General features: G+C 43.2%; 22 protein-coding genes and 5 pseudogenes. 22 read left to right on the top strand and 5 right to left on the bottom strand.

The features are described 5' to 3' along the window. Positions 1 to 9 precede the first annotated feature (9 nt). Together BJP37_RS20740 and ppk2 are read left to right on the top strand one after the other, a co-directional pair. The gene (locus tag BJP37_RS20740) at positions 10 to 372 is read left to right on the top strand and encodes a hypothetical protein (RefSeq protein WP_075901606.1); all 363 of its coding nucleotides are present in this window, start codon (positions 10 to 12) and stop codon (positions 370 to 372) included. Between the two features lie 167 nt (positions 373 to 539). Beyond that, positions 540 to 1,508 (top strand): polyphosphate kinase 2, encoded by a 969-nt coding sequence (ppk2, locus tag BJP37_RS20735; protein ID WP_075906320.1) that lies wholly within the window; start codon positions 540 to 542, stop codon positions 1,506 to 1,508. Positions 1,509 to 1,522: 14 nt separating this feature from the next. Here the strand turns inward: ppk2 and BJP37_RS20730 are convergent, their stop codons facing one another. After that, the gene (locus BJP37_RS20730) at positions 1,523 to 1,996 is read right to left on the bottom strand and encodes a hypothetical protein (protein WP_143727712.1); all 474 of its coding nucleotides are present in this window, start codon (positions 1,994 to 1,996) and stop codon (positions 1,523 to 1,525) included. A gap of 19 nt (positions 1,997 to 2,015) precedes the next feature. After that, positions 2,016 to 2,144: a hypothetical protein gene (locus BJP37_RS43750; RefSeq protein ID WP_269087037.1), complete on the bottom strand. Its 129-nt coding sequence runs from the start codon at positions 2,142 to 2,144 to the stop codon at positions 2,016 to 2,018. Between the two features lie 538 nt (positions 2,145 to 2,682). Between BJP37_RS43750 and BJP37_RS39685 the strand changes: the two genes are divergently transcribed. Next, positions 2,683 to 2,832, top strand: a complete 150-nt coding sequence (locus BJP37_RS39685; protein WP_158069691.1) for a hypothetical protein — start codon at positions 2,683 to 2,685, stop codon at positions 2,830 to 2,832. A 184-nt stretch (positions 2,833 to 3,016) separates the two neighbouring features. On the opposite strand, the gene BJP37_RS20720 is transcribed toward BJP37_RS39685, so the two are convergent. Then, positions 3,017 to 4,564, bottom strand: coding sequence for an ammonium transporter (locus BJP37_RS20720; protein WP_075901600.1), 1,548 nt, complete (start codon positions 4,562 to 4,564; stop codon positions 3,017 to 3,019). Positions 4,565 to 5,925: 1,361 nt separating this feature from the next. Here BJP37_RS20720 and BJP37_RS39680 point away from each other — a divergent pair. The 12 genes and pseudogenes from BJP37_RS39680 to BJP37_RS39675 all read left to right on the top strand — a co-directional run bounded on the left by BJP37_RS39680 (position 5,926) and on the right by BJP37_RS39675 (position 18,654). Next, positions 5,926 to 6,090, top strand: a complete 165-nt coding sequence (locus BJP37_RS39680) for a hypothetical protein (RefSeq protein WP_158069690.1) — start codon at positions 5,926 to 5,928, stop codon at positions 6,088 to 6,090. Positions 6,091 to 6,413: 323 nt separating this feature from the next. Beyond that, positions 6,414 to 7,733 carry a cytochrome P450 gene (locus tag BJP37_RS20715; RefSeq protein ID WP_229415393.1) on the top strand — a complete coding sequence of 440 codons (1,320 nt, stop codon included), beginning with the start codon at positions 6,414 to 6,416 and terminating at the stop codon, positions 7,731 to 7,733. A 372-nt stretch (positions 7,734 to 8,105) separates the two neighbouring features. Continuing rightward, a complete protein-coding gene (locus BJP37_RS20710) occupies positions 8,106 to 8,816 on the top strand; it encodes a hypothetical protein (protein WP_214607767.1) in 711 nt (236 codons plus the stop codon). 336 nt (positions 8,817 to 9,152) lie between these two features. Continuing rightward, entirely contained in the window at positions 9,153 to 9,695 is a 543-nt protein-coding gene (locus BJP37_RS20705; protein ID WP_075901594.1) for an EF-hand domain-containing protein, read from the top strand. A 303-nt stretch (positions 9,696 to 9,998) separates the two neighbouring features. Further along, positions 9,999 to 10,673, top strand: a complete 675-nt coding sequence (locus BJP37_RS20700) for a glutathione S-transferase family protein (RefSeq protein WP_075901592.1) — start codon at positions 9,999 to 10,001, stop codon at positions 10,671 to 10,673. A gap of 396 nt (positions 10,674 to 11,069) precedes the next feature. Beyond that, positions 11,070 to 13,592 (top strand): heavy metal translocating P-type ATPase, encoded by a 2,523-nt coding sequence (locus tag BJP37_RS20695; protein WP_075901590.1) that lies wholly within the window; start codon positions 11,070 to 11,072, stop codon positions 13,590 to 13,592. A 114-nt stretch (positions 13,593 to 13,706) separates the two neighbouring features. Then, positions 13,707 to 15,677: a WD40 repeat domain-containing serine/threonine-protein kinase gene (locus BJP37_RS20690; protein WP_075901588.1), complete on the top strand. Its 1,971-nt coding sequence runs from the start codon at positions 13,707 to 13,709 to the stop codon at positions 15,675 to 15,677. Positions 15,678 to 15,774: 97 nt separating this feature from the next. Next, positions 15,775 to 16,362, top strand: a complete 588-nt coding sequence (locus BJP37_RS20685) for a Uma2 family endonuclease (RefSeq protein ID WP_075901586.1) — start codon at positions 15,775 to 15,777, stop codon at positions 16,360 to 16,362. Between the two features lie 144 nt (positions 16,363 to 16,506). Next, positions 16,507 to 16,869: pseudogene (locus tag BJP37_RS45135) on the top strand (class I SAM-dependent methyltransferase); the annotation flags it as partial. Positions 16,870 to 17,046: 177 nt separating this feature from the next. Further along, on the top strand, positions 17,047 to 18,258 hold the full coding sequence (locus tag BJP37_RS20675) for an RNA-guided endonuclease InsQ/TnpB family protein (protein WP_075901584.1): 1,212 nt from the start codon (positions 17,047 to 17,049) through the stop codon (positions 18,256 to 18,258). An 8-nt stretch (positions 18,259 to 18,266) separates the two neighbouring features. After that, positions 18,267 to 18,515 (top strand): hypothetical protein, encoded by a 249-nt coding sequence (locus tag BJP37_RS20670; protein WP_075901582.1) that lies wholly within the window; start codon positions 18,267 to 18,269, stop codon positions 18,513 to 18,515. Then, positions 18,502 to 18,654, top strand: a complete 153-nt coding sequence (locus BJP37_RS39675; protein WP_158069689.1) for a hypothetical protein — start codon at positions 18,502 to 18,504, stop codon at positions 18,652 to 18,654. The genes BJP37_RS20670 and BJP37_RS39675 overlap by 14 nt, the downstream gene beginning before the upstream one ends. Here BJP37_RS39675 and BJP37_RS20665 read toward each other — a convergent pair whose 3' ends face one another. Further along, positions 18,655 to 19,323 carry an ATP-dependent Zn protease gene (locus tag BJP37_RS20665; RefSeq protein ID WP_075901580.1) on the bottom strand — a complete coding sequence of 223 codons (669 nt, stop codon included), beginning with the start codon at positions 19,321 to 19,323 and terminating at the stop codon, positions 18,655 to 18,657. Between the two features lie 464 nt (positions 19,324 to 19,787). Beyond that, complete coding sequence (locus BJP37_RS20660; RefSeq protein ID WP_075901578.1) at positions 19,788 to 20,645, bottom strand: M15 family metallopeptidase; 858 nt, start codon at positions 20,643 to 20,645, stop codon at positions 19,788 to 19,790. A gap of 134 nt (positions 20,646 to 20,779) precedes the next feature. Here BJP37_RS20660 and BJP37_RS20655 point away from each other — a divergent pair, with 134 nt between their 5' ends. The 7 genes and pseudogenes from BJP37_RS20655 to BJP37_RS20625 form a co-directional block, all read left to right on the top strand. After that, entirely contained in the window at positions 20,780 to 21,379 is a 600-nt protein-coding gene (locus BJP37_RS20655) for a TetR/AcrR family transcriptional regulator (protein ID WP_229415392.1), read from the top strand. A 91-nt stretch (positions 21,380 to 21,470) separates the two neighbouring features. Continuing rightward, entirely contained in the window at positions 21,471 to 22,127 is a 657-nt protein-coding gene (locus tag BJP37_RS20650; RefSeq protein WP_075901576.1) for a peroxiredoxin-like family protein, read from the top strand. A 179-nt stretch (positions 22,128 to 22,306) separates the two neighbouring features. Further along, a complete protein-coding gene (trxA, locus tag BJP37_RS20645) occupies positions 22,307 to 22,654 on the top strand; it encodes a thioredoxin (RefSeq protein ID WP_075901574.1) in 348 nt (115 codons plus the stop codon). A 294-nt stretch (positions 22,655 to 22,948) separates the two neighbouring features. Then, positions 22,949 to 23,341 (top strand): annotated as a pseudogene (locus BJP37_RS20640) (glutathione S-transferase N-terminal domain-containing protein); the annotation flags it as partial. 573 nt (positions 23,342 to 23,914) lie between these two features. After that, positions 23,915 to 24,253: pseudogene (locus tag BJP37_RS20635) on the top strand (reverse transcriptase N-terminal domain-containing protein); the annotation flags it as partial. A 110-nt stretch (positions 24,254 to 24,363) separates the two neighbouring features. After that, positions 24,364 to 24,938, top strand: a pseudogene (locus tag BJP37_RS20630) (reverse transcriptase domain-containing protein); the annotation flags it as partial. A gap of 105 nt (positions 24,939 to 25,043) precedes the next feature. After that, positions 25,044 to 25,640: pseudogene (locus BJP37_RS20625) on the top strand (HNH endonuclease); the annotation flags it as partial. Positions 25,641 to 25,736: the final 96 nt, after the last annotated feature.

Genomic DNA, 25,736 nt, shown 5'->3' with positions numbered 1-25,736 from the left:
AAATTAACAATGACTAACAACGGCTCGAACAGATTAGATCGAATTGAAGTAACATTAGAACAGATGCTAGCTGTTCAACGTGAACTACAAGAAACACAATTAAAGTTTCAAGAAACACAATTAAAGTTTCAAGAGAACCAACAACGGCAAGAGACAATATTAGAACAGATGCTAGCTGTTCAAGCTGAACTACAAGCTGGTCAACTTGAACTACAAGAAAGACAATTAATGTCTCAAGAGAACCAACAACGACAAGAAAGGATATTAGAACAATTGATTGGATATAGCATCACCCAAGAATCTGATAAATTAAATTTAGAGGAAAGAATGAATGCCTTAGAGCAACGAGTTAGAGGATTAGAAAATCGGTGAATTCCCTCTTAGCTCAATTAATGCTTGGTTTTAGGCAAAGGGCAAATCCTAAAGTGGGCAGTGCCTAGCAAACCGATGGCTAGCTTGGTGAATCTGCCTGATCCACTGCCCACCCTAGATCAAGCTCAATACAAATACAGGGTTGTATAGCAATGAAAACTAAATCTATGAATGGGGATAAGTCCCAACGGGCCAGCAGAAAGAATCATCTACTAGCAGCAGATAGTAAAAAGAAAGATAAGAAAAAATTAAATAAGAAAAAATTAAATAAGAAAAAACTTAAGAAACAAAAGAAGGCCAATCTACCCAATTCAGAACGACGAGTATTCTACCACATCTCTGAGGCAGAAGGCAGCTCTAAACTTCCGAGGAAAATGTATGAAAAGGAGCTTGCCCGTCTGCAATTGGAACTGGTGAAAATGCAATACTGGACTAAGCATACTGGAACCCGCATTGTGATTGTGTTTGAAGGACGTGATGCAGCGGGTAAGGGAGGGACTATTAAACGGATTACCGAACCCCTAAATCCACGTGGCTGCCGAATTGTGGCATTGGGTACACCGAGTGATCGGGAAAAGACCCAATGGTATTTCCAGCGCTATGTAGCTCATCTGCCCGCAGCCGGTGAAATTGTCTGTTTTGACCGCAGTTGGTACAACCGCGCTGGGGTGGAGCATGTGATGGGTTTTTGTACCGATGCACAGTATCAGGAATTCATGCAAACCTGCCCAGAATTTGAGCAGATGTTGGTCAGATCCGGCATAATTTTGCTGAAGTATTGGTTTTCAGTTAGCGATGAAGAACAAGAACGACGGTTCCAATCTCGCACCACCGATCCCGCTCGTCGCTGGAAGCTCAGCCCGATGGATCTAGAATCTCGCGATCGCTGGGTGGAATATTCCCAAGCAAAAGACAACATGTTGGCTCACACCAATATTCCAGAAGCCCCCTGGTTCACGGTGGAAGCTGATGACAAAAAGCGGGCTCGCCTTAATTGCATCAGTCATATTCTCAGCAAGATTCCCTACGTTGATATGACACCGGAACCTCTAGAATTACCCCCACGCAAGAAGGCTCCCAATAACTATGTGCGCCCACCTCTGAATGAGCAATTTTTTGTGCCCCAGTTGTATTGACATTTGGGAACGTCCTAAAATTCAGGACTTAGGGGTTTCTTCCTGTATATTATTTCATTATCATTGGGCTGATCAAAGAACTGATAACCATTCCGATAAGCTGCTCTAGGGTCAAGTAAAGACTGAATCTTTTTGGAGGTTTCTTCAATAGCATGTAGAATCCTGCCAACGATATCAGTTTGCTTAGCTTTAACTAGCAACAAACACTGATTAGGATAAAAAACAACAATCAGCAAAGTATCTCTAGATTCCATCAAAATTTTTTCGTTGTTTACCAGACTAGGTAAGCGGTTAATAGATTTGTGAAACTCGATTATTTGATCGGCTATTTTTATAATTTCAGTTTTATTTAATCTACCTATTAACTCAGTAATTGGTAACTGTTTATAGAGAATAACTGCACCTAAAATGTCATCATATTCAGCTACTAAATCCCTAACAACGCTATCGTAATCTTGTTGTTTGTTTGACATATTGATTATGGTCATGGGATTAATTTTGATTAAACTACTCTAGCAAAGTGAAGAGGGAACAGGGAACAGGGAAACAGGGAACAGGGAATAGGGAATAGGGAATAGGGATCAAAATCATCTCAATTGCTACACGGATTGCTATCTTGATAGTCTTGAGAGGCATCCGATCAAACTATGATCACATTATTCCTGAATTAATTTGCTTCTATGATTCTAATCTTTGGGCTTAGTTTGTCTGTATCAAATTAAACCGATTTGCTTGGAAATCTTTTTACTTATTCACTTCATAACCGGATAAATCCTATAATTTCATGGGTTGGCTTGTATCTACAGAAAAGTGTGTTAATTAGGGCTTGCTGATTAACTCTCAAAGCATTGACAGATAAAGGTTTTAGCCTTGTTGGGTCGAAAAAAGTGCCAGCTTTTCGGTCGAAAAAGCTCAATAACTTAGCCTTTTGGGCAGACAACAGCATAAAAATCAAGGGACAATTCTTCCGACTACCTCCTATATAATTCCTGAGGTGGTGACAACAAGGCTAAAAAGTATACAGGGTGTGGGGTGACCGGGTGTGGGGGGTGGGGAAAATAGAAGCGATGCAGCTTCGGAACAGGGGGTTTCCCCCGGAGACGAAACCTGTTTATTGTGGAGCCTTTATAGTTAGCAGGTTATGCAGAAAAGGGTTAAATACTTTTGAATAGCGATGCAGCGCGGTCTTGGGGGTTTCCCCCATGAGCGACTGCATCAAGACAAGGCTCCACTATCTTACGGTAACTTCAAACCACTCGCGCAAAGCATGGCTGACAGGGAATTTGGAGTGAGCCGGTGCAATAACAATCGGTCATATACCTGATTCAACCGTCCCTAGCAACGTAGCCAGCTCCTGATCTTCCCCGTTCGCCCTCACCCCACACCCCACACCCAGTAAGGCTTTTAAGGCTGTTTGTCACCCCGTCAGATATAATTCCCATTTCTCCTAACTCCTGACTCCACACTCGCTGACTCAATCCCATACCAAAAGACTTTTTCAGCAAACCCTAATTATGTCTTTGCCGATCCCTCATGGCTAATTGCTTGACATCTCCCTTAAACAAAAAGCCACTGTAGGCAGTCATACGGTGTTCGTGGAAATCTAGACCTTCAATTTCTGCTTTTTCTGTAACTCTCAGACTTGAGGAAAGTATGCTTTTAACAAATAACCAAGCCAGCCAGCTCATGACAACCGTTGACAGACCTACTGCAACAATGCCAAGTAGTTGAATAGAAAGCTGCGGGATACTATCTATCCCGCCACCACAGAATAGTCCGGCTACTGGACCGTTACCAATACCATACAAATCACCAGGTCCTTCACTGAAAAGACCTAAAGCCAGTGTTCCCCAGACTCCACCGACAAGATGGACAGAAATAGCACCTACTGGATCATCAATTTTCATCCTGTCCCAGAAGTCCACTGAAAAGACCACAATTATTCCTGCAAGCAGACCTATAGCAATAGCGTTACCAATGGTAACGAATCGACAGGATGCGGTAATGGCTACCAAACCCGACAGTACTCCGTTAATAATCATAGTGGGGTCAGGCTTACTGTCAGGATCCCTTGGGTCAAACCAGGTAGTTAGAGCTGCGGCAATACCCCCTGCACAAGCTGCTGTATTGGTCGTGAGGACAATATGGCTAATGGCCTTGGGATCTAAATTTGTCGTTCCGGGATTAAAAATGGTTGAGCCGGGATTAAAACCAAACCAGCCCAGCCATAAAATCAAGCAACCCAGAATCGCCAGGCTGAGATTGTGTCCGGGCAGCCCATAGCAAACGCCATCTATATATTTGCCCTTGCGTGGTCCGAGAAGGTAAGCACCTACTAAGGCACAGCAACCGCCTACGGAGTGAACTACGGTGGAACCAGCAAAGTCCCAAACTTTTAGCCCTTGTAGCCAGCCTCCTCCTAGCCAGCCTCCTCCCCAAATCCAGTGACCCGTGATTGGGTAAATGATGCCCACAAGTAGAACGCTGAACAGACAAAACGCAGAAAATTTGATGCGCTCCGCCACTGCTCCAGACACAATAGTGGCAGCAGTTCCAGCAAAAACCAGTTGAAAAAAGAATTTGGCGTTGAGGGGTATACCAATATCTTTTAGTGAATAGAAGACGCCGTTGTAGGCTTCTCCTATGGCTGGACTATTATCTAATCCCGAAAGGAACAAGCCATTGAAACCTAAAACAGGGTTTCCATCACCAAACATCACAGCAAACCCAACTGCCCAGTAAGCGGCTGTAGACAGGGCAAACACAATTAGGTTTTTAGTCAAAATGTTGGCGGCGTTCTTTTGGCGGCAAAGACCAACTTCCAACATCCCAAAGCCCGCGTTCATGAAAAATACTAAACAACCAGTGAATATCACCCAGATAGTATCCACGGCAATTTGGAGAGATGCAAGGGTAGTCTGAAAAGGTGGATTCTGGGCTACTGCTACCTCGGCACACAACAGCATGATTATTGCGATTAAGGGCAAGCAAATTTTCCAACTTTGCAGCGTCCAACCGCTGGTGCACCTTGACCTTTTACGGTTTTGTTTAGACATTAGTAATCAAAGGTTTAGTGCTTAGAATAAAAATCAATACTTGTAAGCATTCAGCCGTCAGCTTTCAGCCGTCAGCTTTCAGCTTTCAGCGTAGACCCCTGAATTAATTAATTTTTTTTGGCCTTAGGCTACTAGTGAAAACTCTTTTAGCGTAGATAAAATTTTGGCGTAGATAACACCCTAATCTTAAATCAGCCTAAGTCATGAGTGACCATTGACTTGGCTTATCCTTACACTAGTTCCCTTGATTCTATGAGTAACTGAATCTATTTGTTACCTGGGCACTTGACAGTGTTGTTCCAGGAAGCAGTTAAGCTCTATCTTACTCTTATAGTAGAGGATATTGTCAATGTTGTATGCTAACCTTAGCTTTTTTCTTTTTTTATTCGTCGAAATATATTCCTGTTTTTTTACTCTCGTAAAATGTAATTATTCAGCAGTCAGCAGTCAGCAGTCAGAAGTCAGAAGTCAGAAGTCATAAGTCATAAGTCATAAGTCATAAGTCATAAGTCATAAGTCATAAGTCAGCCGTTGGCTTTTGGCACCTCAAGTAGCACCATCTGTAGCCCATTAGCTGGCGTTGCGTCAGTCTTTGAATGAATAGGAGTAGAGTGGGCATCCTGCCCGGAAATTGAAACAGGCAAGATGCCTGTTCCACCCCTGATGCCCGACAGTCTGCTGGAAAATATTGATCACAGGCAAGATGCCTGTTCCACCCCTGATGCCCATGGCACCCACCGGGTCAAACCGCAAAAATGAGATTCACCCAACCGGGATTGATGATCGTGATATTTTTGGCATCATGGAAGTAACTCCTTTTTAGGAGGGAGGAAAGCCGCGCTGGTTGTGGTTAACAGTTTTTGTCAGCGCGGCTATTAGTATCGGTCCAGGATTGATGATCGTGATATTTTTGGCATCATGGAAATAACTCCTTTTTAGGAGGGAGGAAAGCTGCGCTGGTCGTGGTTAACAGTTATTACCAGCGCAGCTATTAGTTTCAGTCGTCACCTTCTATACTATACATAACTATTCCAAAAAATGCAAGGGTTAATTAAAATTATTTACATTTATTTACAACTATTTTTTTTAGCCATTTATGAACTAAATTATGTATACTATTTATAGTATTTTTTATTGGATACTTTTTATATAGCAGACAATAGTTAAGTTTTAAAAAACGGTTTATCTGATAGAACATCTAAGCTTTTTTTGAGTTAAATTGGATATTAATCAGTTATCATAAAAAACTCACACTCTATCTCCAAAATCCGGACTTACTGCTCCCTTTACTAAAGTACATCGCCGAATGGATAAATGCTTTAAAATAGTTAACTATCAATATAATTCAATAAATAATCATCATGAATTGGAGAGAATACATTGATTCCAATCCCAACATTTTATTAGGTAAGCCAGTCCTTGCTCACGTGTTTGAGATTGGTGAAGAAGAAGATTTTGACGAGGAAATTAAACTAACTCGTCAGAATCTGGAACTGATGAATTTTCGCCATGGAACGTTCCGCTAATGTCAAACCTGGTGCAGGTATCTCCATCGAAGAGATTAGGCAGCACCTTGATGAATAATTCTGGTGTATAACTCCATGATTGAGGAGTTGTGCGTCAGGAGTGGTGACATCAAGACAGCCCTAGATCTAGCACAAGAGTTATATAGCAATCCGTGTAGGAATTGAGATAATTTTGATGCCATATTCCCTACTCCCTGTTCCCTGTTCCCTGTTCCCTTCCAGTAGGCATTTCAAAATAAGATGGGTTTACCCTGGATCAGGCACGAGATAATAGGTCTTGACCCTGCAGCTTGCTTATTTCCATGGAAACCACTACTCAAGATATGCAATCGCTTCCATTGCCCCCTGGTAATGTCTATTTACCGATTATCGGTGAGACCATCAGCTTTTTAACGGATCGAAATTTCCACAAAAAGCGGTCAGAAAAGTATGGGCCCATCTACAAAACCCACATTTTTGGTAGTCCTGCGGTGACGATGAATACTGCAGAAGCGAATCAATTTCTGTTTACGAATGAAAATCAGTATGTTGCTTCTATCTGGCCCAAAAGCACGCAAATCTTACTTGGAGCCGCCTCACTGGCCAACCAAACGGGAGTTTTCCACCAGAAGCGCCGTAAGTTAATGTCCCAGGCGTTTCAACCGAGAGCATTAGCTAGTTATATTCCCACCATGGCCAACATTACTAGCAATTATCTCAAGAAATGGGAAGAGATAGGAACCTTAACCTGGTATCCTCAACTGCAGGACTATACCTTTGAGATCGCTAGTACCTTGCTGATGGGAACTGATGGCGGTTCCGAAACCCCTCTGGCTCAACTATTTAATAACTTTTCTGAGGGAGTGTTCAGTATCCCGATCTCTCTACCTTGGACAAGGTTTGGTAAAGCCTTGCGTGCTCGTCAAGGATTGCTGACCTATATCGAAACCATTGTCCAACAGCGACAGCAACAGAAAAATCCCGGAGAGGACGCCTTAGGATTATTGTTAAAAGCCGAGGATGACCAGGGGAAGTCCTTGAGTTTGGATGAAATCAAAGACCAAGTGCTTCTGTTGTTGTGGGCAGGCCACGAAACCTTAACCTCTGCGATCGCATCTTTTTGTCTGTTGACAGCGCAGCATCCAGATGTTCTTGCCCATCTCCGTGCTGAACAACAGCAGTTTTCTGGTTCAGAACCCCTAACTATGGAACATCTCAAGCAGATGACGTATCTAGAGCAAGTGCTCAAAGAAGTGCTGCGCATAATTCCTCCTGTTAGTGGTCTTTTTCGGAAGGTTATTCAGTCTTTTGAATTTAATGGTTACTTGATTCCTCAAGGTTGGACTGTACTGTGCCAAATTACCCAAACCCACAAAGATCAGGAAGTTTATCGAGATCATCAACGCTTTGACCCAGATCGGTTTGGTCGAGATCGGACAGAAGATAAACAAAAAACCTTTGGATATATCCCCTTTGGTGGTGGTTTACGGGAATGTTTAGGCAGGGAGTTTGCCAAATTAGAAATGAGGATTTTCGCGGCTCAATTGCTCCGGGATTATGAATGGAAATTAGTGCCAGGTCAAGATTTAGAAATGGTGGTGATTCCAACTCCCCATCCCCGGGATGGACTTAAGGTTAAGTTTAGCCGTAAAGTAGGCTCTTAAGGTAAGCATTCAGCCGTCAGCCATCAGCTTATTTTATTCAAAAACTATTCCCGTAGCGTAGCCACAGGCCAAAAGCTGATATAGCGCTACGGGAAAGGCAAGAGGCATGCATGCAAGAGGCAAAGGTGCGCTTGATCCATTAAGAATTAAATTCGCTACGGGTCGCACCTTTTGCTGCTTGTATCAATGTCAAACACCTTAATGCTTAGTGCTATATCATCACTTTCTTAAGTTAAGCTTAAATCTCAGGTTATTTAGACTTGATGTGGTAATACAATGTAGTTTGTGTGCTTAAAAATGGCTAGTCTTGCCTAACCATTGCCATGGAGTGATCCAACACTGAAGATTTTAGTTTCACTGATGATCAATTCAATGTCGAAAGCTGACCATAGCCTTTCTACGAAAAATTCCGGTGATTTATGGTATTCAGAGCAAGAACTTTTGGCTCCATATTTATATCTCGAAAAAGATGGATACCTGGTTTATGTCATGGGTGTTAATGACCAGACTAAAAATTGGACTGAACAGGTTCGCGAAGTGCATAAAATGCACTTAAAAAAAGCAGGATATGATGGATTTAGTAATCGAATCGACAATGAATATCATTTAGTAGGAACCTATTTTTTTGTCATCAAAGACAATGAAATAGTACTAACATCACGAATTAACGATAGAACCAAGTCGAGTAGGTTCCCTTTTGAAATGGGGCAAAGACCTAATGGTGAACATTACGTTTTTCAAGACAAGATTCCGGCAGTCGATATCAATACATACAGCGTGATGCTCAGACACTACAGGCGAGCCATGCCATTACTATTAGCAGCTTTTGGTAAATATATTGATGACTTAGGAGCTAAAAGGGCTTTCTGTTTGGTTGATCGTGAAAACAAAGTTACTCAGAGGATGTATCATGATGATTTCCACTTCTTATACTCAACTACATTTGAGGAGCCGATAGTGTTCCCTTCTTTCCTCAATGGATTGAACCAGCAGCCAGTTGAATGGAAGATGATGGAATGGAATGAACAAACGATTAAGTATTATTCTGAATTGCACCGAATGATAACTATAGAAACGAAATAAAGCACCTAATAGTAAGTATTTATATGGCGGTGGTGCCCAGAAAACATCGTAAGGATTCAGTTCAATAGCTGTAAGTATATCCCTGACGTATTGTTCAATAATTTGCTGAATTTGAACTCAGCTGGTAATGCCATCGATGTAGCACAAAGATTATTTTGTGAAGGCAAAAAATTAACGAGACTATGGTAGTATAGTTTTGTCAGCTAAAGGTTTAGAAGTTCTTTATGCTGAACAGTAGCAATGCTGTTGTGTAGTAGTAATTTACCTAGCCTTGAAGCTACCTTGGTGAATTGCACCAGTCAAATATTACTTTTTTATTGATGGAGATTAGCCAACATGCTTACTGAATTTCAAACCAAGAAATGGACGCATTTGTTTAATATTTATGATACTAATAATGATGGTGTTGTAACCAAAGAAGACTTTGAGATTAAAGCCCAGACAGTGGCTAAATTACATAATCTTGAGCCAGGCTCAGCTGATTATGACAAGATGTATGCCGAAGTCATGGCTGATTGGGATCATCTCCAAAAAGATGTAGATAAAAACAATAATGGTGAAATTAGTTTAGATGAGTGGCTCGAACATGGTTACACTCGCATTACCAGCAACGAAATGTACGAGACTGTAAAAAAAGAAGCTGATGAGGTTTTCGAGCTGTTTGATCAGAATGGAGATGGTGTTATAAGTCCTGAAGAATTTTCTAATTTGATCAAAGCCTGGGGAGTTAGCGATGAAGAATTAGAGATTGCTTGCTCTAAGCTAAATCTGAAAGCAGGTAACACTTTGTCTAAGGATCAGTTTAAAGACTTACTTGAACAATTTCACAAAAGTGATGACCCAGATTCTCCTGGTAATTATCTTTTCGGTTCTTTCTAAGTTCGATTATTTGATATTATAGATATCGTAGGGTGCGTTAGGCGAAGCCGTAACGCACCATTATTTTTTGTTCTACAATCTAAGCTCGATTATTTGATATTATAGATATCGTAGGGTGCGTTAGGCGAAGCCGTAACGCACCATTATTTTTTGTTCTACAATCCCCTCTCCCCAAATGAGGTGCATCTCAATGCATGCTGTTTGACCCAGTGGTGCGTTACGGGCCGCAACCTAACCCTGGCTACGAGGCGGAAAATTACGGCTCCCCTAACGCACCCTACGGAACTTCCGGATAAAAAATCGATGCTAAAATTCTACTACAATACCCTCTCGCCCAATGTTCGTCGTGTCTGGCTCACGTTACTAGAAAAAAACCTTACCTTTGAAACAGTATTACTTAAATTAGATGGCGATCAATTTGAACCAGAGTTTTTAGAAATTAACCCATTTCATCACATTCCAGTTCTGGAAGATAATGGGTTGCGGTTAGTAGAATCCTTGGCAATTATGGACTACTTGGAAGCAAAATATCCCACACCTGCGCTGCTGCCAACTTCACCAGAAGCATTAGCCAAGGTACGCATGGTACAATTGTTGACTGCTAATGAGCTATTTTCCCCAGTAGTTCAACTAATCTGTCAAAAGGAAGATTCACCACAATTTAAACTAGCCAAGCGGAAGCTAGATAAAGTACTCAAATTTTTCTCCGAGTTATTAGGAAATAGCCCTTACTTTGCTTCGGAGCAGTTAACCTTAGGAGATATCGTTGCGGTCGCCGCAATATCGTTATTGCCGAAGTTAGAGATTAATCTTACTGATTATCCTAACATGGATCAGTGGTTTAAAAGATTGATGCAACGAGAACCATGGCAGAAAACAGACATGAGTGCAGAGGATTTTGAAGAATTCAAGCGGCGAATCAAATTTATCGTAAAACTGCGTGCTCGTGAACTGATTGGAGAAAATAAAACACAGTAAACGTAAGCTATCAGCGGTCAGCGGTCAGCGGTCAGCGGTCAGCGGTCAGCTGACCTAACAGAGATTAAACAAATGTTTAGCTGTTTTATTCAAAAGCTGATAGTTTTTAGCTTGTAGGGTGGGCAAAAAGCGATGCAGCGCGGTCTTGGGGGAAACCCCCACTCGCGCTTTGCATCAAGACACAGTTTGGTTGAAATGAGTCTTCTAGATAATATTACTTTGCCCACCCTACTTGAATTGGTATTTTTTTTACACGCAAGTCCCTAAGCTGACGGCTGACCACTGACCACTGACCACTGACTGCTGACCGCTGATAGCTTACCCACTAAAACTCATCCCCTTGACTCTCCACTATACTAGAGAGTTTATCCTTTAACCATAGGGTGAGGATAAATAATGACACAACAAAACTTTCGTTTACAAGGAATGAGCTGCGCTGGTTGCGCCAGACGCATAGAAACGCTGATTCAAAGGGTTCCAGATGTAGTAGAGTGCAGGGTCAATTTTGGTACAGAAGAAGCTAGTATTACCTACAATACCGAGGAAACTAACCCCGAAAAAACTAACCAGCAACTAACCAAACTGATTGAACAGACAGTGAGTGATGCTGGCTACCAAGCTTACCCGATCGAGGATATCAGTGATCAGCCTGATGATATCGAATCGCAACGTCAAGGGGAAACCCTTGACCTAAAACGAAAATTCATTGTCGGTGCCGTGCTTAGTACTGTGTTAGTGATTGGTTCACTACCGATGATGACAGGATTATCTATCCCCTGGATTCCATCTTGGTTACATCACCCTTGGCTACAGCTGGTATTAACCACACCGGTTCTGTTTTGGTGTGGACATTCCTTTTTGATTGGAGCATGGAAAGCCTGGAAACACAAAACAGCAGATATGAATACTCTAGTCACCCTTGGGACTAGTGCTGCCTATGTCTATTCTCTGTTTCCCACGATGTTGCCCCCGGTTGTTTTGAAATCTTTCCTACCCCAAGGGGTAACTCTCCCTGTGTACTATGAAACCACTGCTGTAGTGATTACCCTGATTTTGCTAGGGCGATTGCTGGAACACCGGGCTAAAGGACAGACATCTCAAGCAATTCGTAAGTTGATGGGATTACAAGCTAAAACCGCTCGTGTGATTCGCCATGGTCAAGCCCAGGATATTCCCTTGGCTCAGGTGCAAGTTGGAGACGTGGTCTTAGTGCGTCCAGGAGAAACTATTCCGGTAGACGGCATAGTGATGGAAGGGGCTTCTAGTGTAGATGAAGCCATGGTCACAGGAGAAAGTGTTGCGGTCAAGAAACAGCCGGGGGATGAAGTGATTGGAGCAACGATTAATAAAACCGGTAGCTTCCAGTTCCAGGCGACTCGGGTCGGGAAAGATACCGTACTAGCACAGATTGTTAAATTAGTACACCAGGCTCAAGGGTCTAAAGCACCGATTGAAACCTTAGCGGATCAGGTGACAGGGTGGTTTGTGCCGGTAGTGATTGCGATCGCAATGGTCACTTTTGGGGTTTGGTGGATGACCACAGGAAATCCTACCCTAGCCATGATTAATATGGTGGCGGTGTTAGTCATTGCTTGTCCCTGTGCTTTAGGTCTAGCTACTCCAACCGCAGTGATGGTAGGAACCGGTAAAGGCGCAGAAAACGGGATTTTAATTAAAAATGCCGAGAGTCTGGAATTGATTCATCAACTGCAAACTATCGTGCTAGATAAAACCGGAACCCTAACGGAAGGGAAACCTACGGTCACCGATTTTATTACAGTTGGAGGCATCTATGACTCCTCGTCAGAACTGGGCAGCTTTACCGGCAGCAATGAAATCAACTTGCTGCAACTAGCGGCAGTGGTAGAGAGTCATTCGGAACATCCCTTAGCTGAAGCAGTGGTGCGCTATGCCCAATCTCAGGGAATAAAATTGCAGTTACCAACACCAGAGAATTTTACTGCTGTTGCTGGCAGTGGGGTACAGGCAATGGTTGATCACGATCATCCCCTCTTCTCTCCCGAACCGGCGGGAGGTGGGCTTACAGCAAGTTTCGCCCCCCTAGCCCCCCAATTCTGGGGGGAAATTGAGTTAAAGTCCCCCAGAATTGGGGGATTTAGGGGGCTTGCAGCTGGTGGTAGTGAGGTCAATTCATCTGAAAACAGCTGTAAGGGTAAGAGATTAGTACAGATTGGGACAAAACGATGGATGGAAGAATTAGGGATTAAAACAAATGTGACAGTGCAACCGAATCGGTCTTTAGCAGACTATCAAGGGGATTGGGAGGCTAGCAGTAAGACCGTGGTTTGGATCGCAGTTGATGGTAAAGTTGAAGGCATTTTGGGCATTGCGGATGCCCTCAAACCCGCTTCAGCTGAGGTGGTTAAAGCCTTGAAGCGGTTGGGATTAGAGGTAGTAATGCTCACGGGAGATAATCAACAAACTGCTGATGCGATCGCAAACGAGGTTGGCATCCATCGGGTATTTGCTCAAGTCCGACCTGATCAAAAAGCTAGCATCATCTCTACTCTCCAAAAAGAAGGCAAAATTGTAGCAATGGTAGGGGATGGGATTAATGATGCCCCAGCTCTGGCTCAAGCAGACGTGGGAATTGCCATTGGTACAGGTACTGATGTTGCGATCGCAGCCTCTGATCTGACCCTAATCTCGGGAGATTTACAAGGCATCATTACAGCCATTCAACTAAGTCGTGCTACCTTCCGCACTATTCGCACTAACCTCTTTTTTGCCTTTATCTACAATGTACTAGGAATTCCGATTGCGGCTGGTGTGTTATTCCCGATCTTTGGCTGGTTACTCAATCCCATTATTGCTGGTGCAGCGATGGCATTTAGTTCAGTATCTGTGGTAACTAATGCGTTGCGATTACGGAATTTTCAACCTATTTCTGGGTTATGACACACTGTTATTGGTGGGTTACGGCGAATAGGTTGGTTAAAAGGTGAGCTTTTAGAGTATTCGTCGCCTAACCCACCCTACCCTTGGATTTAAGTAATCTAACCAGCTGTTTGTGTGAGCTACTGTCTCAATCCCAACTGCCCTAAGCCTTACAATCCTGATGGCAACAAGTTTTGCCAAACTTGCGGCACTAAACTCTTGTTAGGACAGCAATACCGCGCTCTTAAGCTGATTGCAGCAGGAGGCTTTGGCAGAACGCTTTTGGCCATCGACGAGGGAAAAGCCTCTAAATCCTACTGTGTGATTAAGCAATTTTACCCCCAAGGTAATAATCAAGCTAATCATCAAGCTAACAATCAAGCTAACAATCATCCTACCAGAGCTGCTCGATTATTTCACCAGGAAGCCTTGCGCTTAGAACAGTTGGGCAAACACCCCCAGATTCCTGAACTCTTCGCCCATTTTCAACAAGATTATCACTGGTACATTGTGCAGGAATTTATCCATGGGCAAAATTTAGCTCAAGAGTTAGCAGCAACTGAACCATTCCGAGAAGGTCAGATTCGTAGACTCCTGAGTCAGTTGTTACCAGTGCTCAACTTTATCCACCAAGGTAAGGTGATTCATCGGGATATCAAGCCAGAGAATATCATTCGTCGTGCTACCATCCCCCCAGGTGCTGGCGTTGGGATTATAACTCCCCCAGACCTGGTATTGGTAGATTTTGGTGCAGCCAAGTATGCCACAGCCACTACCTTAGCCAAAACTGGCACAACTATTGGTAGTGCTGGTTATGCGGCCCCGGAACAAATCTTTGGTAAAGCAGTATTTGCCAGTGACATCTATAGTTTAGGAGTCACCTGCATTCATTTGTTGACCCAAACTCAGCCATTTAATTTATACGATCCGATGGAAAATGGCTTTGTCTGGCGGGATTTTTTGGTCAATAATCCCGTCAGTAGACAATTGAGTCGGATTCTCGACACAATGATTCAGAGTTCCATCAAGCTCAGGTATCAATCCGCGATCGCAGTGATGGACGATTTAGGAATCACCCAAGAAACCGAAGCTGGTCTTACCTGGGAGCCATTCCGCCGTAATCAACTAACTCCCCAATCTACTGGTAAAACTGGTAAAACTGGTAAAACTAATGTAACAAGCAACTCTCGGCCACCAAGAGGTAATCCCAGGATTATCGTTTTTGCAGCAACCACTCTCAAAGGTCATTCCGATGAAATTTATTCTGTAGCCTTTAGCCCTGATGGACGTACCCTAGCCAGTGGGTGTAGAGACAAAACTATCAAGTTATGGGAATTGAACACAGCCTGGGAAATCCTTACCTTTGGAGGTTGGTTTTCTAAGCATTCCGCTGAAGTGCGTGCTTTGGCATTTAGTCCTAAAGGCAGGAGTCTTGCCAGTGGTAGCGCTGACCACACCATCAAACTCTGGAATGTCCGTACTGGTAAAGAGATGTTCACCTTCACAGGGCATTCCGGTGAGGTGAATTCCATTGCCTTTCACCCCCAAGGATACCACCTTGCCAGTGCCAGTAGTGATGGCACCATTAAGCTTTGGGATGTTCGTACCCTTACGCAGCTCACTACTCTGACCGGACATTCATCATTGATTCATTCAGTAACCTTTAGGCCAGATGGAAAAATCCTTGCTAGTGGTAGTGCTGACGCTACCATCAAGCTGTGGGATGCCTTAAGTGGTCAGGAAATTCACACCTTTGAAGGGCATTCAGACCAGGTGCTTGCGATCGCGTTCACTCCCAATGGACAGACCCTAGCCAGTGCTAGTGCTGACGGTACTATCAAGCTTTGGGATATTGGCACTGCCCAGGAAATTACCACCCTCAACGGACATCTAGGTTGGGTTTATGCGATCGCATTTGACCGTAGTGGCCAAATACTCGCTAGTGGTAGTGCAGATACTACTATAAAGCTATGGGATGTTGATACAACTCAAGAAATTGGCACTCTCAACGGTCATTCAGACACCATTCATGCTCTTGCTTTTGGTCCGAATAACAGAACTCTTGCCAGTGGTAGTTTCGATAACACCATCAAGATTTGGCGCTAGGTAGCTAGGGGGCAACAGGCAATAGGGAATACGATGATTAAAAACTAATAATTAGACGTAGGATAAACAGAATAACAAAAGCAAATTTTAAATACCAATGCAACTAATATCTGAACCCAAATATTATTCTCCAGAAGACTATTTAAAACTAGAAGAAACAGCAGAATACAAGAGTGAATATCGGGATGGAGAAATTATACCAATGACTGGTGGTACTACCAATCATAATCAAATTGCCCTTAATATTGCTACCCTTTTCAAACTTGGTTTAAAGGGAAAACAGTACAAAATTTATATTGGTGATGTGCGTTTGTGGATACCTCGTTACCGTCAGTATACTTATCCAGATGTTATGGTGATTCAGGGTGAACCGGTTTACACAGGTAAGGGTACAACTACAGTAACGAACCCAATGTTAATTGTCGAAGTTTTATCAAACTCTACTAAAAACTATGATCAAGGTGATAAGTTTTTATACTATCGTTCCATCTCAGAATTAAAAGAATATATTCTAATCGAACAAAGTGAGTATCGTCTACTGCAATATAATAAAACTGCTACCAATCAATGGCAGTTCACTGAGTATGAATCAGAAAATTCCGTTATTTCTATAAATTCAATAGAGTTAAGCGTTTCTTTTCAAGAACTTTACGAGGGGGTAAATTTTAAACTTAATCAAGATTAATTTTTTGATTAATCATTAAACTTGCTCCCTTCTGTACTATTTAAATAGTAAAGCTACCCTAAACCAAACAACCTTCAACCTTCAACCAAACAACCTTCAACCTTCAACCAAACAACCTTCAACCTTAAACTGTCAACCTTGATAATGACTAGTAATTTTTTTAGCACAAAAGAAAAGTTCTTTGATCTGTGGGCACCAAACTACGACATCCTGTTCACCACAGTATTTTACCAAGCACTCCATAAACGGCTGTTAGAGTTTGTATAACTCACAGATCAGCCCAATGTATTAGACCTTGGCTGTGGTACAGGTCGTTTACTGAATCGTCTTGCTCAAGAGTTTCCCAATCTTCGAGGCACTGGGGTAGATTTATCGACTAAAATGCTCGCTCAAGCCCGACAGCAAAATCAGCATCGGCAGCGAATAATCTATAGAAAAGGCAATGCTGAATTCCTCCCCTTTGCTGACAGGGAATTTGAAGCAGTATTTAATACCATCAGCTTTTTACAAAAATCCCCCAAAGCCGAAAGCCCCGTGTCTTTAGACCGAGGATGAAGGCTCGCCGTAGGCGACACTTCGTGAACGCAGCGGCTTGAGCCGCCGTGAGGAAAATATTCTAGAAACTTCCAAAATTTGTCGCTAGGCGTGGTATCATAAAACAATATAGGGATAGGTCGATACCAGATGATTGTCCTAGAGTTCAAAGCCTACGGCAAAAAACACCAATACTCAGCCATTGATGAAGCTATTCGGACGGGAAAATTCATCCGTAACAGCTGTATCAGGCTCTGGATTGATAACAAGGGGATTGGAAAGTATGACCTCAGTAAATACTGCAAGGTCTTAGCCAAACAGTTCCCCTTTGCCAATGATTTGAACTCCACAGCTCGTCAGTCCAGTGCTGAGAGAGCCTGGTCATCCATCGCCCGTTTCTACGACAACTGCAAGAAAAAAGTACCTGGAAAAAAGGGTTTTCCTAAGTTTCAAAAGCATTGCCGCTCAGTTGAGTACAAACAGTCCGGTTGGAAGTTGTCCCCTGACAAAAAGTCAATAACCTTCAGTGACAAGAAAGGGATCGGGAAACTCAAGCTCAAGGGTACTTGGGACTTGTGGAGATTTGATAAGAAGCAGATTAAGCGGGTTCGCATAGTCCGGCGGGCTGATGGGTATTATGTTCAGTTTTGTGTTTCAGTTGACATAACGGAAGAGCTGGAGCCAACCGGAACAGCCCTCGGTTTAGATGTTGGACTAAAGGATTTCTACACTGATTCCGTGGGAAAAACTGAACCTAACCCACGATTTTACCGAACAGGTGAAAAGCGCTTAAAGTTTTATCAACGCCGAGTATCCCGAAGAAAGAAAGGCTCTGCTAACCGAAAGAAAGCCATTGATAGACTAGGTAGGCAGCATCTTAGAATAAGTAGACAACGTGAAGAACATGCCAAAAGACTGGCACGTTGCGTAATCTGGTCTAACGACCTGGTCGCCTACGAAGATCTAAGAGTTAGGAATTTGGTGAAAAATCACTGTCTCGCCAAGTCTATTAATGATGCAGGTTGGTATCAATTCAGAAAATGGTTGGAACATTTTGGTACTAAGTTTGGTCGGATAACGGTTGCAGTTAATCCTGCTTATACCAGCCAGAATTGTTCCCAGTGTGGTGAAGTTGTCACAAAATCTTTGTCAACTCGAACTCATACCTGCAAATGTGGTTGTCAATTAGACAGAGACCACAATGCAGCCATCAACATTCTTAAGAGAGCCTTAAGTACGGTGGGGCACACCGGAACTAGGATCCATGATCTGAACGCTTTGGGAGATCTGTCCTCTACTCTTCCTGACTCCGGTCTGGTTGAGCAAGACGGGTCGTTGAGCAAAGAATCCCCGTCCTTCTAGGGCGGGGAGTGTCAAACTACCTCAATCCTCAACAAGTTTTCTCAGAAGTTAGCCGGGTTTTGCGCCCCAAAGGACATTATTACCTAGTAGACTATACTGTTATAAAGCGAAAAAAGTCTTTACCAATTTCCCCTAACCAGATTCGTTTCTATAGCCGACAGCAACGGGAAGAATTTGGCCAGGTAGCAGGTTTGTCATGCTTAGGACATCACCATCTCCTCGGATCCGTTGTGCTAAGTATCTTTGAAAAACCTTAATAACTATAATAACTATTCCCTCTCCCCACACCTCCAATACATTCCACAACTCCCAATCTTTCCCGACTCCCGACTCCCGACTCCCTGCTCCCTGTTCCCAGATCCGCTGTTCCCTGTTCCCTTTGCTATAAAATTATAGTTACTGAATTACCTCACAGCACTCTGCCACAGATGCCCGTTTTTCCATAGCAGCCACCAGTGCTTCATAAGATTCCCAGTGTTCAGTAATCATACTAGTCGCCTGACGCTCAGCCCATCGTGCTTTCACTGAGTACTCACTAGCAGAAAAACCTAACCCTTCCAAAGCATCTCGGAGTTTGTCGCAGTCTTCTGCTCCGCCCTCAACATTCTCATAGACTATAGTTTCCGCAGCAATGCCTGCCATCCAAACCGTGCAAAATCGATCTAAGGTTAATCGCATTTCCCGAAGATTAGAAGCCTTAGCCGATAGTGCTTCAGTATCAAAGGTCACACCACCATTACCCAGTTGTCCCTGCTTCAAAGCTTCCCAAGCACTTAAGGTGTAACCAGTGATTGGAATACCAAGTAAGTAAGCCACCAGAAAATGACCCGCTTCATGGCGAATTATTCGTCCGCGATGTTCAGGATTCGTACTCGCCAATACATCTAACAGCAGCGTTAACCCTTTCCCTTTGAAACTGAAGCCATCTAGGGTAACAAGACTCAAGACACCAAAAGTAGTTACCGCAGGGATTGCCGGAGAAATATTCAACAGTGGTCCTAGCAAAACCGAAAGGGTCATGCCAAAAACACCAATAGCAATTAAATTCAGCGCAATTTGTTGCATTTGTTCTTGGTTACTTGTTCGTTCATTGTTAGTTATATCATGTTTGTTTGAACAATTGTAAATAGTAGGGAATAGGGAACAGGGAACAGCGGATCTGGGAACAGGGAACAGCGGATCTGGGTATAGGGAGTAGGGAACAGGAAAGCGATAAATATTAAGACTATTACCTACTATCTATTTATGAACATTTTTTTTATCTCATCTTTCTATAAACATGATGAGATAATTTTTTAATTATTAATTTAAATTTTTACTGTGGATCCAAGTATCCAAGCCTTTCATACTTCATATTTAAACCTTGGCAAAAATGCCACCCGATCCCATTCAACCAGCTAACCTAGCCTACAACGAACGCCAAAGGCGAACAACTTTTTTGAATTAAGAATGTAGAATTCTTAATTCTTAATTCTTAATTCTTAATTCTTAATTCTTAATTCTTAATTCTACATTCTGACAGACAACCTTCATACTTCATCCTCAAAGTTTGGTGTTTCCGATGGAGAAGGAGCAGGAGTAGGTTTCTTACCTTTGTAGAACGTTTCCAAGCTCTTGGTATCTCCCACAAATCTCCAGTGCCAAGGCTCATAACTAATTCCTTGGGGATTGTCTTTAGGAAAAGACAACTCAAAGCTGTAGAAAGCCGCATTCTTTTCCAACCACTTAAAGGCTGCCGTATTCTCAAACTCAGGATTCACGTTGGTAGCTGGTGCCATGGCATCCCCAATATCAATCGCATAACCAGTGTGATGCTCACTGTAGCCAGGGGGAGCACTGACTTCAGCCCGTTTACTAGCCACCTGTCCTCGCTGTTCCTTGACTTGAAAAAACAGGTACTTTTGCTGGTCCACCGAACGGAAGCCGGAAATTGGCACTAGGATTATCCCCTGTCTTCTTGCTGCGGCTGCCATTGCTTTGTATTTCCGAGCTGCTGCAGCCTCCAATTTAATCCGGCCATCACGGGTAATTGGTTCCAGTTGTGAGCTTAGCACTTCAGAGTAGGGTAAGTGTCCCAGAATGTTATCAGCATCATTCCCCGTATTGTTTAGACTAGCTTGTGGACTCTGTGAACTAGCTTCTGTCTGACTTTGACTCGATGTTGCTTCACCCGACTTGGACTGAGCTTCAGGAGTTGGTTCCATTGGAATCAGGCTAAAGGCGATTCCTCCTATTGCCAATAGTCCAATAATGAGTAAGGTAACCTGCCAACGAGACCGGGGTTTGATATCCTGTCTATCCCTTACTGCCTCGGGAATATCATCTACTGGTACCTCTGTTACCTCAGAAAGGTTTGGTGGTTCGCCCGGGAGACCTGGGTTATTCAATAGTCCACTCCTGCACTGACATCCAAATTATTACATTTATTTATTACATACTTATCGTTACTCAAAATCCCAGCAGTGTCAGGGAAGCAACTGGATTACTTGACCAATCGTTCCAGAATTGTTATAGTATATCTATGAGTTCAGCAACGGTGATGGCAAGGCACAAAACCTTTGACCCAGAAGATGTTCTAGAAAAAGCCATGGAAACCTTTTGGCTTTATGGCTATGAAGGAACCTCAATGCAGGACTTGGTCAAAACCATGGGGATTAACCGAGGCAGTCTATACGACACCTTTGGTGACAAACGTTCCCTATTCCTCGCTGCGATCGCTCATTACAATGATACTTGTGTTAAAAATGCGATCGCATCCCTAGAAGCCCCCACAGCCTCAAAGCAAGCCATTATCGACTTTTTCTACAACCTCATCGAAGGGGCTGTAGACGATAAAGACCATCGAGGCTGCTTGCTCACCAACACCGCTGTTGAACTGTGTCCCCACGATCCACAGACTAAATCCCGGATTGCTGCTAATTTGCGCTCAGTGGAAAACGCTTTTAAAAAAGCCTTATCCACAGCAAGGGAGCAAGGGGAAATCACAACCAACCATGACCTTCAGGCATTAGCCCAATATTTCACCAGTAGTATACAAGGGTTGCGGGTTATCTCCAAAGTCAACCCAGACCCAGAAACCCTAAGAGCTATTGTCAAGGTCATACTTTCCGTTATCGATTGACAGAGTAAATTGACAGAGTAAATTGACAGAGTAATTTTTTTTGCTCTTAATTGGAACGATTGTTCAAATATAATCTAACTAGGAGGAAATCATGACCTTAAGCCAAGACTTGATTAACCTAAATACCCAGCTTAGCGCTAAGCTACCAGAAGAAGCCAAAGCCATCATGGCAAAAGCAGGGGAAGAGCTCGCTAATTCTGGCATTGTAGACAATAGCCTCAATGTTGGCGACAAAGCCCCTAACTTTACCCTGCCTAATGCCGTCGGTAAACCTGTAGAATTGCAAGACCTACTAGCCACCGGAGCCGTAGTCATTTCCTTTTACCGGGGTCAGTGGTGTCCTTACTGCAACCTAGAATTACGAGCATTGCAGCAATTCTTACCAGAAATTCAGAAATTAGGTGCAACCCTAGTTGCTATTTCCCCTCAAACTCCTGATAATTCCCTGTCCACTACAGAGAAAAACCACCTAACCTTTGAAGTACTCAGCGATGTTGGGAATAAGATTGCCAAAGAGTTTGGTCTAGTCTTCACCGTACCAGAAGAACTCCGACCAGTTTATCAAAGCTTTGGCATTGATTTACCTGCCCACAACGGCGATGAAACCTTTGAATTACCCATTGCCGCCACCTATGTGATTAATTCCGATGGAACCATCACCCATGCCTTCGTTGATCTAGATTACACCAAGCGACTTGACCCAGAAGAGATTGTCAGCGCATTACAAACCCTGGCTGTAGCCGTATAAGTAGCTCAATAAAAATCGTAAGCATTAGCTGACGGCTGAATGCTTACGACACAGCAGCAATTCTTGATATCAAACTACTTAGTGCCAGCCTGTCTTCATACAGCAAATCAATAATGCTGAATTCATCAATATTTCAGTCAACAGTCAACAATCATTCCTAGTTTAGGAGAAATTGAACTATGTCAGAAACAGCAAAATATATAACCCTAAATGACGATAACTTTGAAACCGAAGTCCTCAACAGCTCCATTCCAGTCATAGTAGATTTTTGGGCACCATGGTGTGGTCCTTGTCGGGTAATGAATCCAATCGTCACTGAATTAGCTACAGAATTTGATGGAGTTGTCAAAGTAGGCAAATTAAATGTTGATGACTACGAACAACTCGCCAGCCAGTATCACATTGAAGCAATTCCTTCCCTGTTGTTTTTCAAGCAAGGTAAAGTAGTTGAAAGGTTTGAAGGTCTTGTGCGTAAAGCGACTCTGGTTGAAAAAATTAATGCCCTAAGTAATCTCATTTCTGTTTAAGGAGGTAATCACGATTTTCGGGTAAAAGGTAATAGCTAATTACCCATTATCTTTTACCTTTAGGGAGTCAATTCTGGCAAGCACCTAAGCATTCAGCCGTCAGCTATCAGCTAATGCGCTACTTGAGGTGCTACCCGAACAGCTATCAGCTAATGCGCTACTTGAGGTGCCATTTGCCTTAGGCCAGGCTAAGGGAACAGCTTTTGAATAAAATAAGCTGACGGCTGACAGCTGATAGCTGAATGCTTACCAAGTACTTAGATAACTTCAGGGATAAATTGATATAAAATAATCATGATTGACCTATATACCTTTTCCACACCTAACGGACGTAAACCTGCTATCATGCTCGAAGAATTAGGACTTCCCTACACCGTTCACACAATTAACATAGCAAAGGGAGAACAGTTTACTCCCGAATATGTAGCAATCAATCCCAATAGTAAAATTCCTGCTATCCTTGACCAGGATACTGGTATAAAAGTTTTCGAGTCAGGAGCAATCCTAATTTATTTAGCAGAAAAGACAGGCAAGTTGTTGCCAACGGATACAGCAGCAAGAATACAAGTGATTGAATGGTTGATGTTCCAGATGGCAAGCGTTGGACCAATGTTTGGTCAACTGAGTCACTTCCGACGCTTTGCCCCAGAACAGATTCCCTATGCTATTGATCGCTATGAAAAAGAGTGCGGCTCGTTCCTAGGAGGAGCTTCCTTATTAGGAAGGGTATAACTAGGGGGAATCGCGGGGAATAACCCGAATTCCTAACTATCTGCTGGATGGTGGTGAAAGCCCACCCCTTTAGGAGATAAGTGACTCCCTATCTGGCCACACCGAGATGGACGGCACTCCATCAGAGTGACGCTGGCAACAGGGCGGAATCAGAGGTAAATCAGATGTGCCACACTGCCGCTAACGGGGAGGTGACATGGGTAACAGTAGCAAAAGTCCTGAAAAAGTGTCTTACGTAGAAGCCGTAATCTGATCTTGTATATACGAGACTTCATCCTTTTATTCTCACAACGTTTTTCTTTTGATAGTTGTAATCTCCGAGAAGAGGATAGGCAAATTGGACTGCCCTAAATCACCAGAACAATCTAGCAGACGGAACGAGTAAAAACGACAGCATCTTAGGTCTAAGAAGTAGTCGAACCTTAGTAAGCGTCTGCCTTGCTTAATCCCTACTGTCGGGTAAGATGTCACCGGAAACTGGTGACGGGTATCAAGATAAACAAACTGGAGAAGAGCAAGGGTAGACACATGTCAAACAGATATAGTGACCTATGGAAAAGCCAAAAGTGGAAACAACTCCGCCGAAACCTTTTCCGCCTACAAAAGCGAGTTTATAAAGCAGTTCAAGCTGGCGACCTGAGGAAAGCTCGGTCTCTACAGAAACTGATAATGAAATCCCGCTCAGCACAACTTCTGGCCATCCGCCAAGTGACACAGCTAAATCTTGGAAAAAGAACCGCCGGAATAGACGGGAAATCCTCCCTGACATATAAGGACAGGTTCGAGGTACTTAAAAAACTAGTATCTAGTGCGGAAAACTGGACGCACCAAGGCTTAAGGGAAATACCCATAGCCAAGAAGAATGGTCAGAAGTTACCGCAAGAATAGGGCAGCCTTAATCATAAAGTTTTGACCCTTTTGCCCATAGCCGACCAACCATAAAGGCTGCCCTATTCTAAGGTTTCGTCTCCGGAGGTACGAGAATGTTGAAAGTACCAACAATCCAAGACAGAGCATGGCAATGTAAGCGCAAAATACGCTCTTGAACCAGCCCATGAGGCCACATTCAGCGCCTTTAGTTACGGATTCAGAACTGGCAGATGTGCCCAAGACGCACAAAGAATGCTATTCCAAAATCTGAATTCAAGCTGCAATGGCATCAAAAAGAGAGTAATCGAACTAGATATTAAGAAGTGCTTTGACCGCATCTCCCATAGCTCCATAATGGAATTATTGCTAGCACCTGCGGGTCTGAAACAGGGGATATTCAGATGTCTAAAAGCAGGCATCAATCCGGAATTCCCAGAGCAAGGAACACCCCAAGGAGGTGTGGTCAGCCCACTAAAGCGCCAACATTGCACTTAACGGAATAGAGGAAATAAACCCCAGAGTTAGAAGCATCAGATATGCCGACGACATGGTAATAATCCTTAAGCCGAAAGATAACGCCGAAAAAATATTAGGGAAGATAAAGGACTTCCTCAATGAACGAGGGATGGAAATCAGCGAAGAAAAGACCAAGCTAACCAAAACGACAGACGGATTTGACTTCCTATGAAGTTACCGTAAGAAGAAAGAAGCCTTTACAGGCGACAGACTATGCAAAAAAGGGTTAAAAATTATTAATTAAGGCTTCTTTCTTCTAAGGTTTCGTCTCCTGGGGTGGAACTTCCGCGTCCAGAAAAACGGAAAATTCAGGTCAGTCCCCTCAGAGGAAAACCACCGGAATATACGAAAGAAGATTAAAACCGTGGTCAACAGCTCGAATTATGGAGCCGAAGTAAAGGCCGAAAAATTAGCACCAATCGTGCGTGGATGGAGGAATTACCATAAAAGCTGCGATATGAGCGGGTCACGAAACAACCTATGGTTTATGAGGATAACCGCCAATCGGAAATTCCGAAAGGAAAAGAAAGTTAACCGATACAAAGCCAACAAGCTATGTGACAAAGCCTTCCCCGCAGTAGGGTATGAACAATTCCAGCATAATAATGTCAAAGGGACTAAGTCCCCCTACGATGGAGATTTAGTCTACTGGAGCGGAAGAAATTCCAAACTATATGACAATGCTACAAGTGAAGCCTTGAAAAAGCAAAGCCATTCCTGTGGACATTGTGGATTGAAATTCATTGATGAGGAAAGGGTACACCTACACCACATTGATGGAAATCACGACAACTGGAAGAAAGCCAATCTTATGGCCGTACATCAGAGCTGTCACCAACAACTACATTGGAGCCAAAAAGATACTTAGGAGCCGTGTGAGGCGAAAGTTTCACGCACGGTTCTGAAGCGGAGGGTGCGATTCGTTAGCTAGAAACCTTTACCCTACAAGGGTTTTGGGGGATTA

It is taken from the genome of Moorena bouillonii PNG, assembly GCF_001942495.1.
GTDB classification, from domain to species: Bacteria; Cyanobacteriota; Cyanobacteriia; order Cyanobacteriales; family Coleofasciculaceae; genus Moorena; species Moorena bouillonii.
Note: the sequence above shows the minus strand (reverse complement) of the source record. Positions and strands in the feature narration are given on the sequence as shown.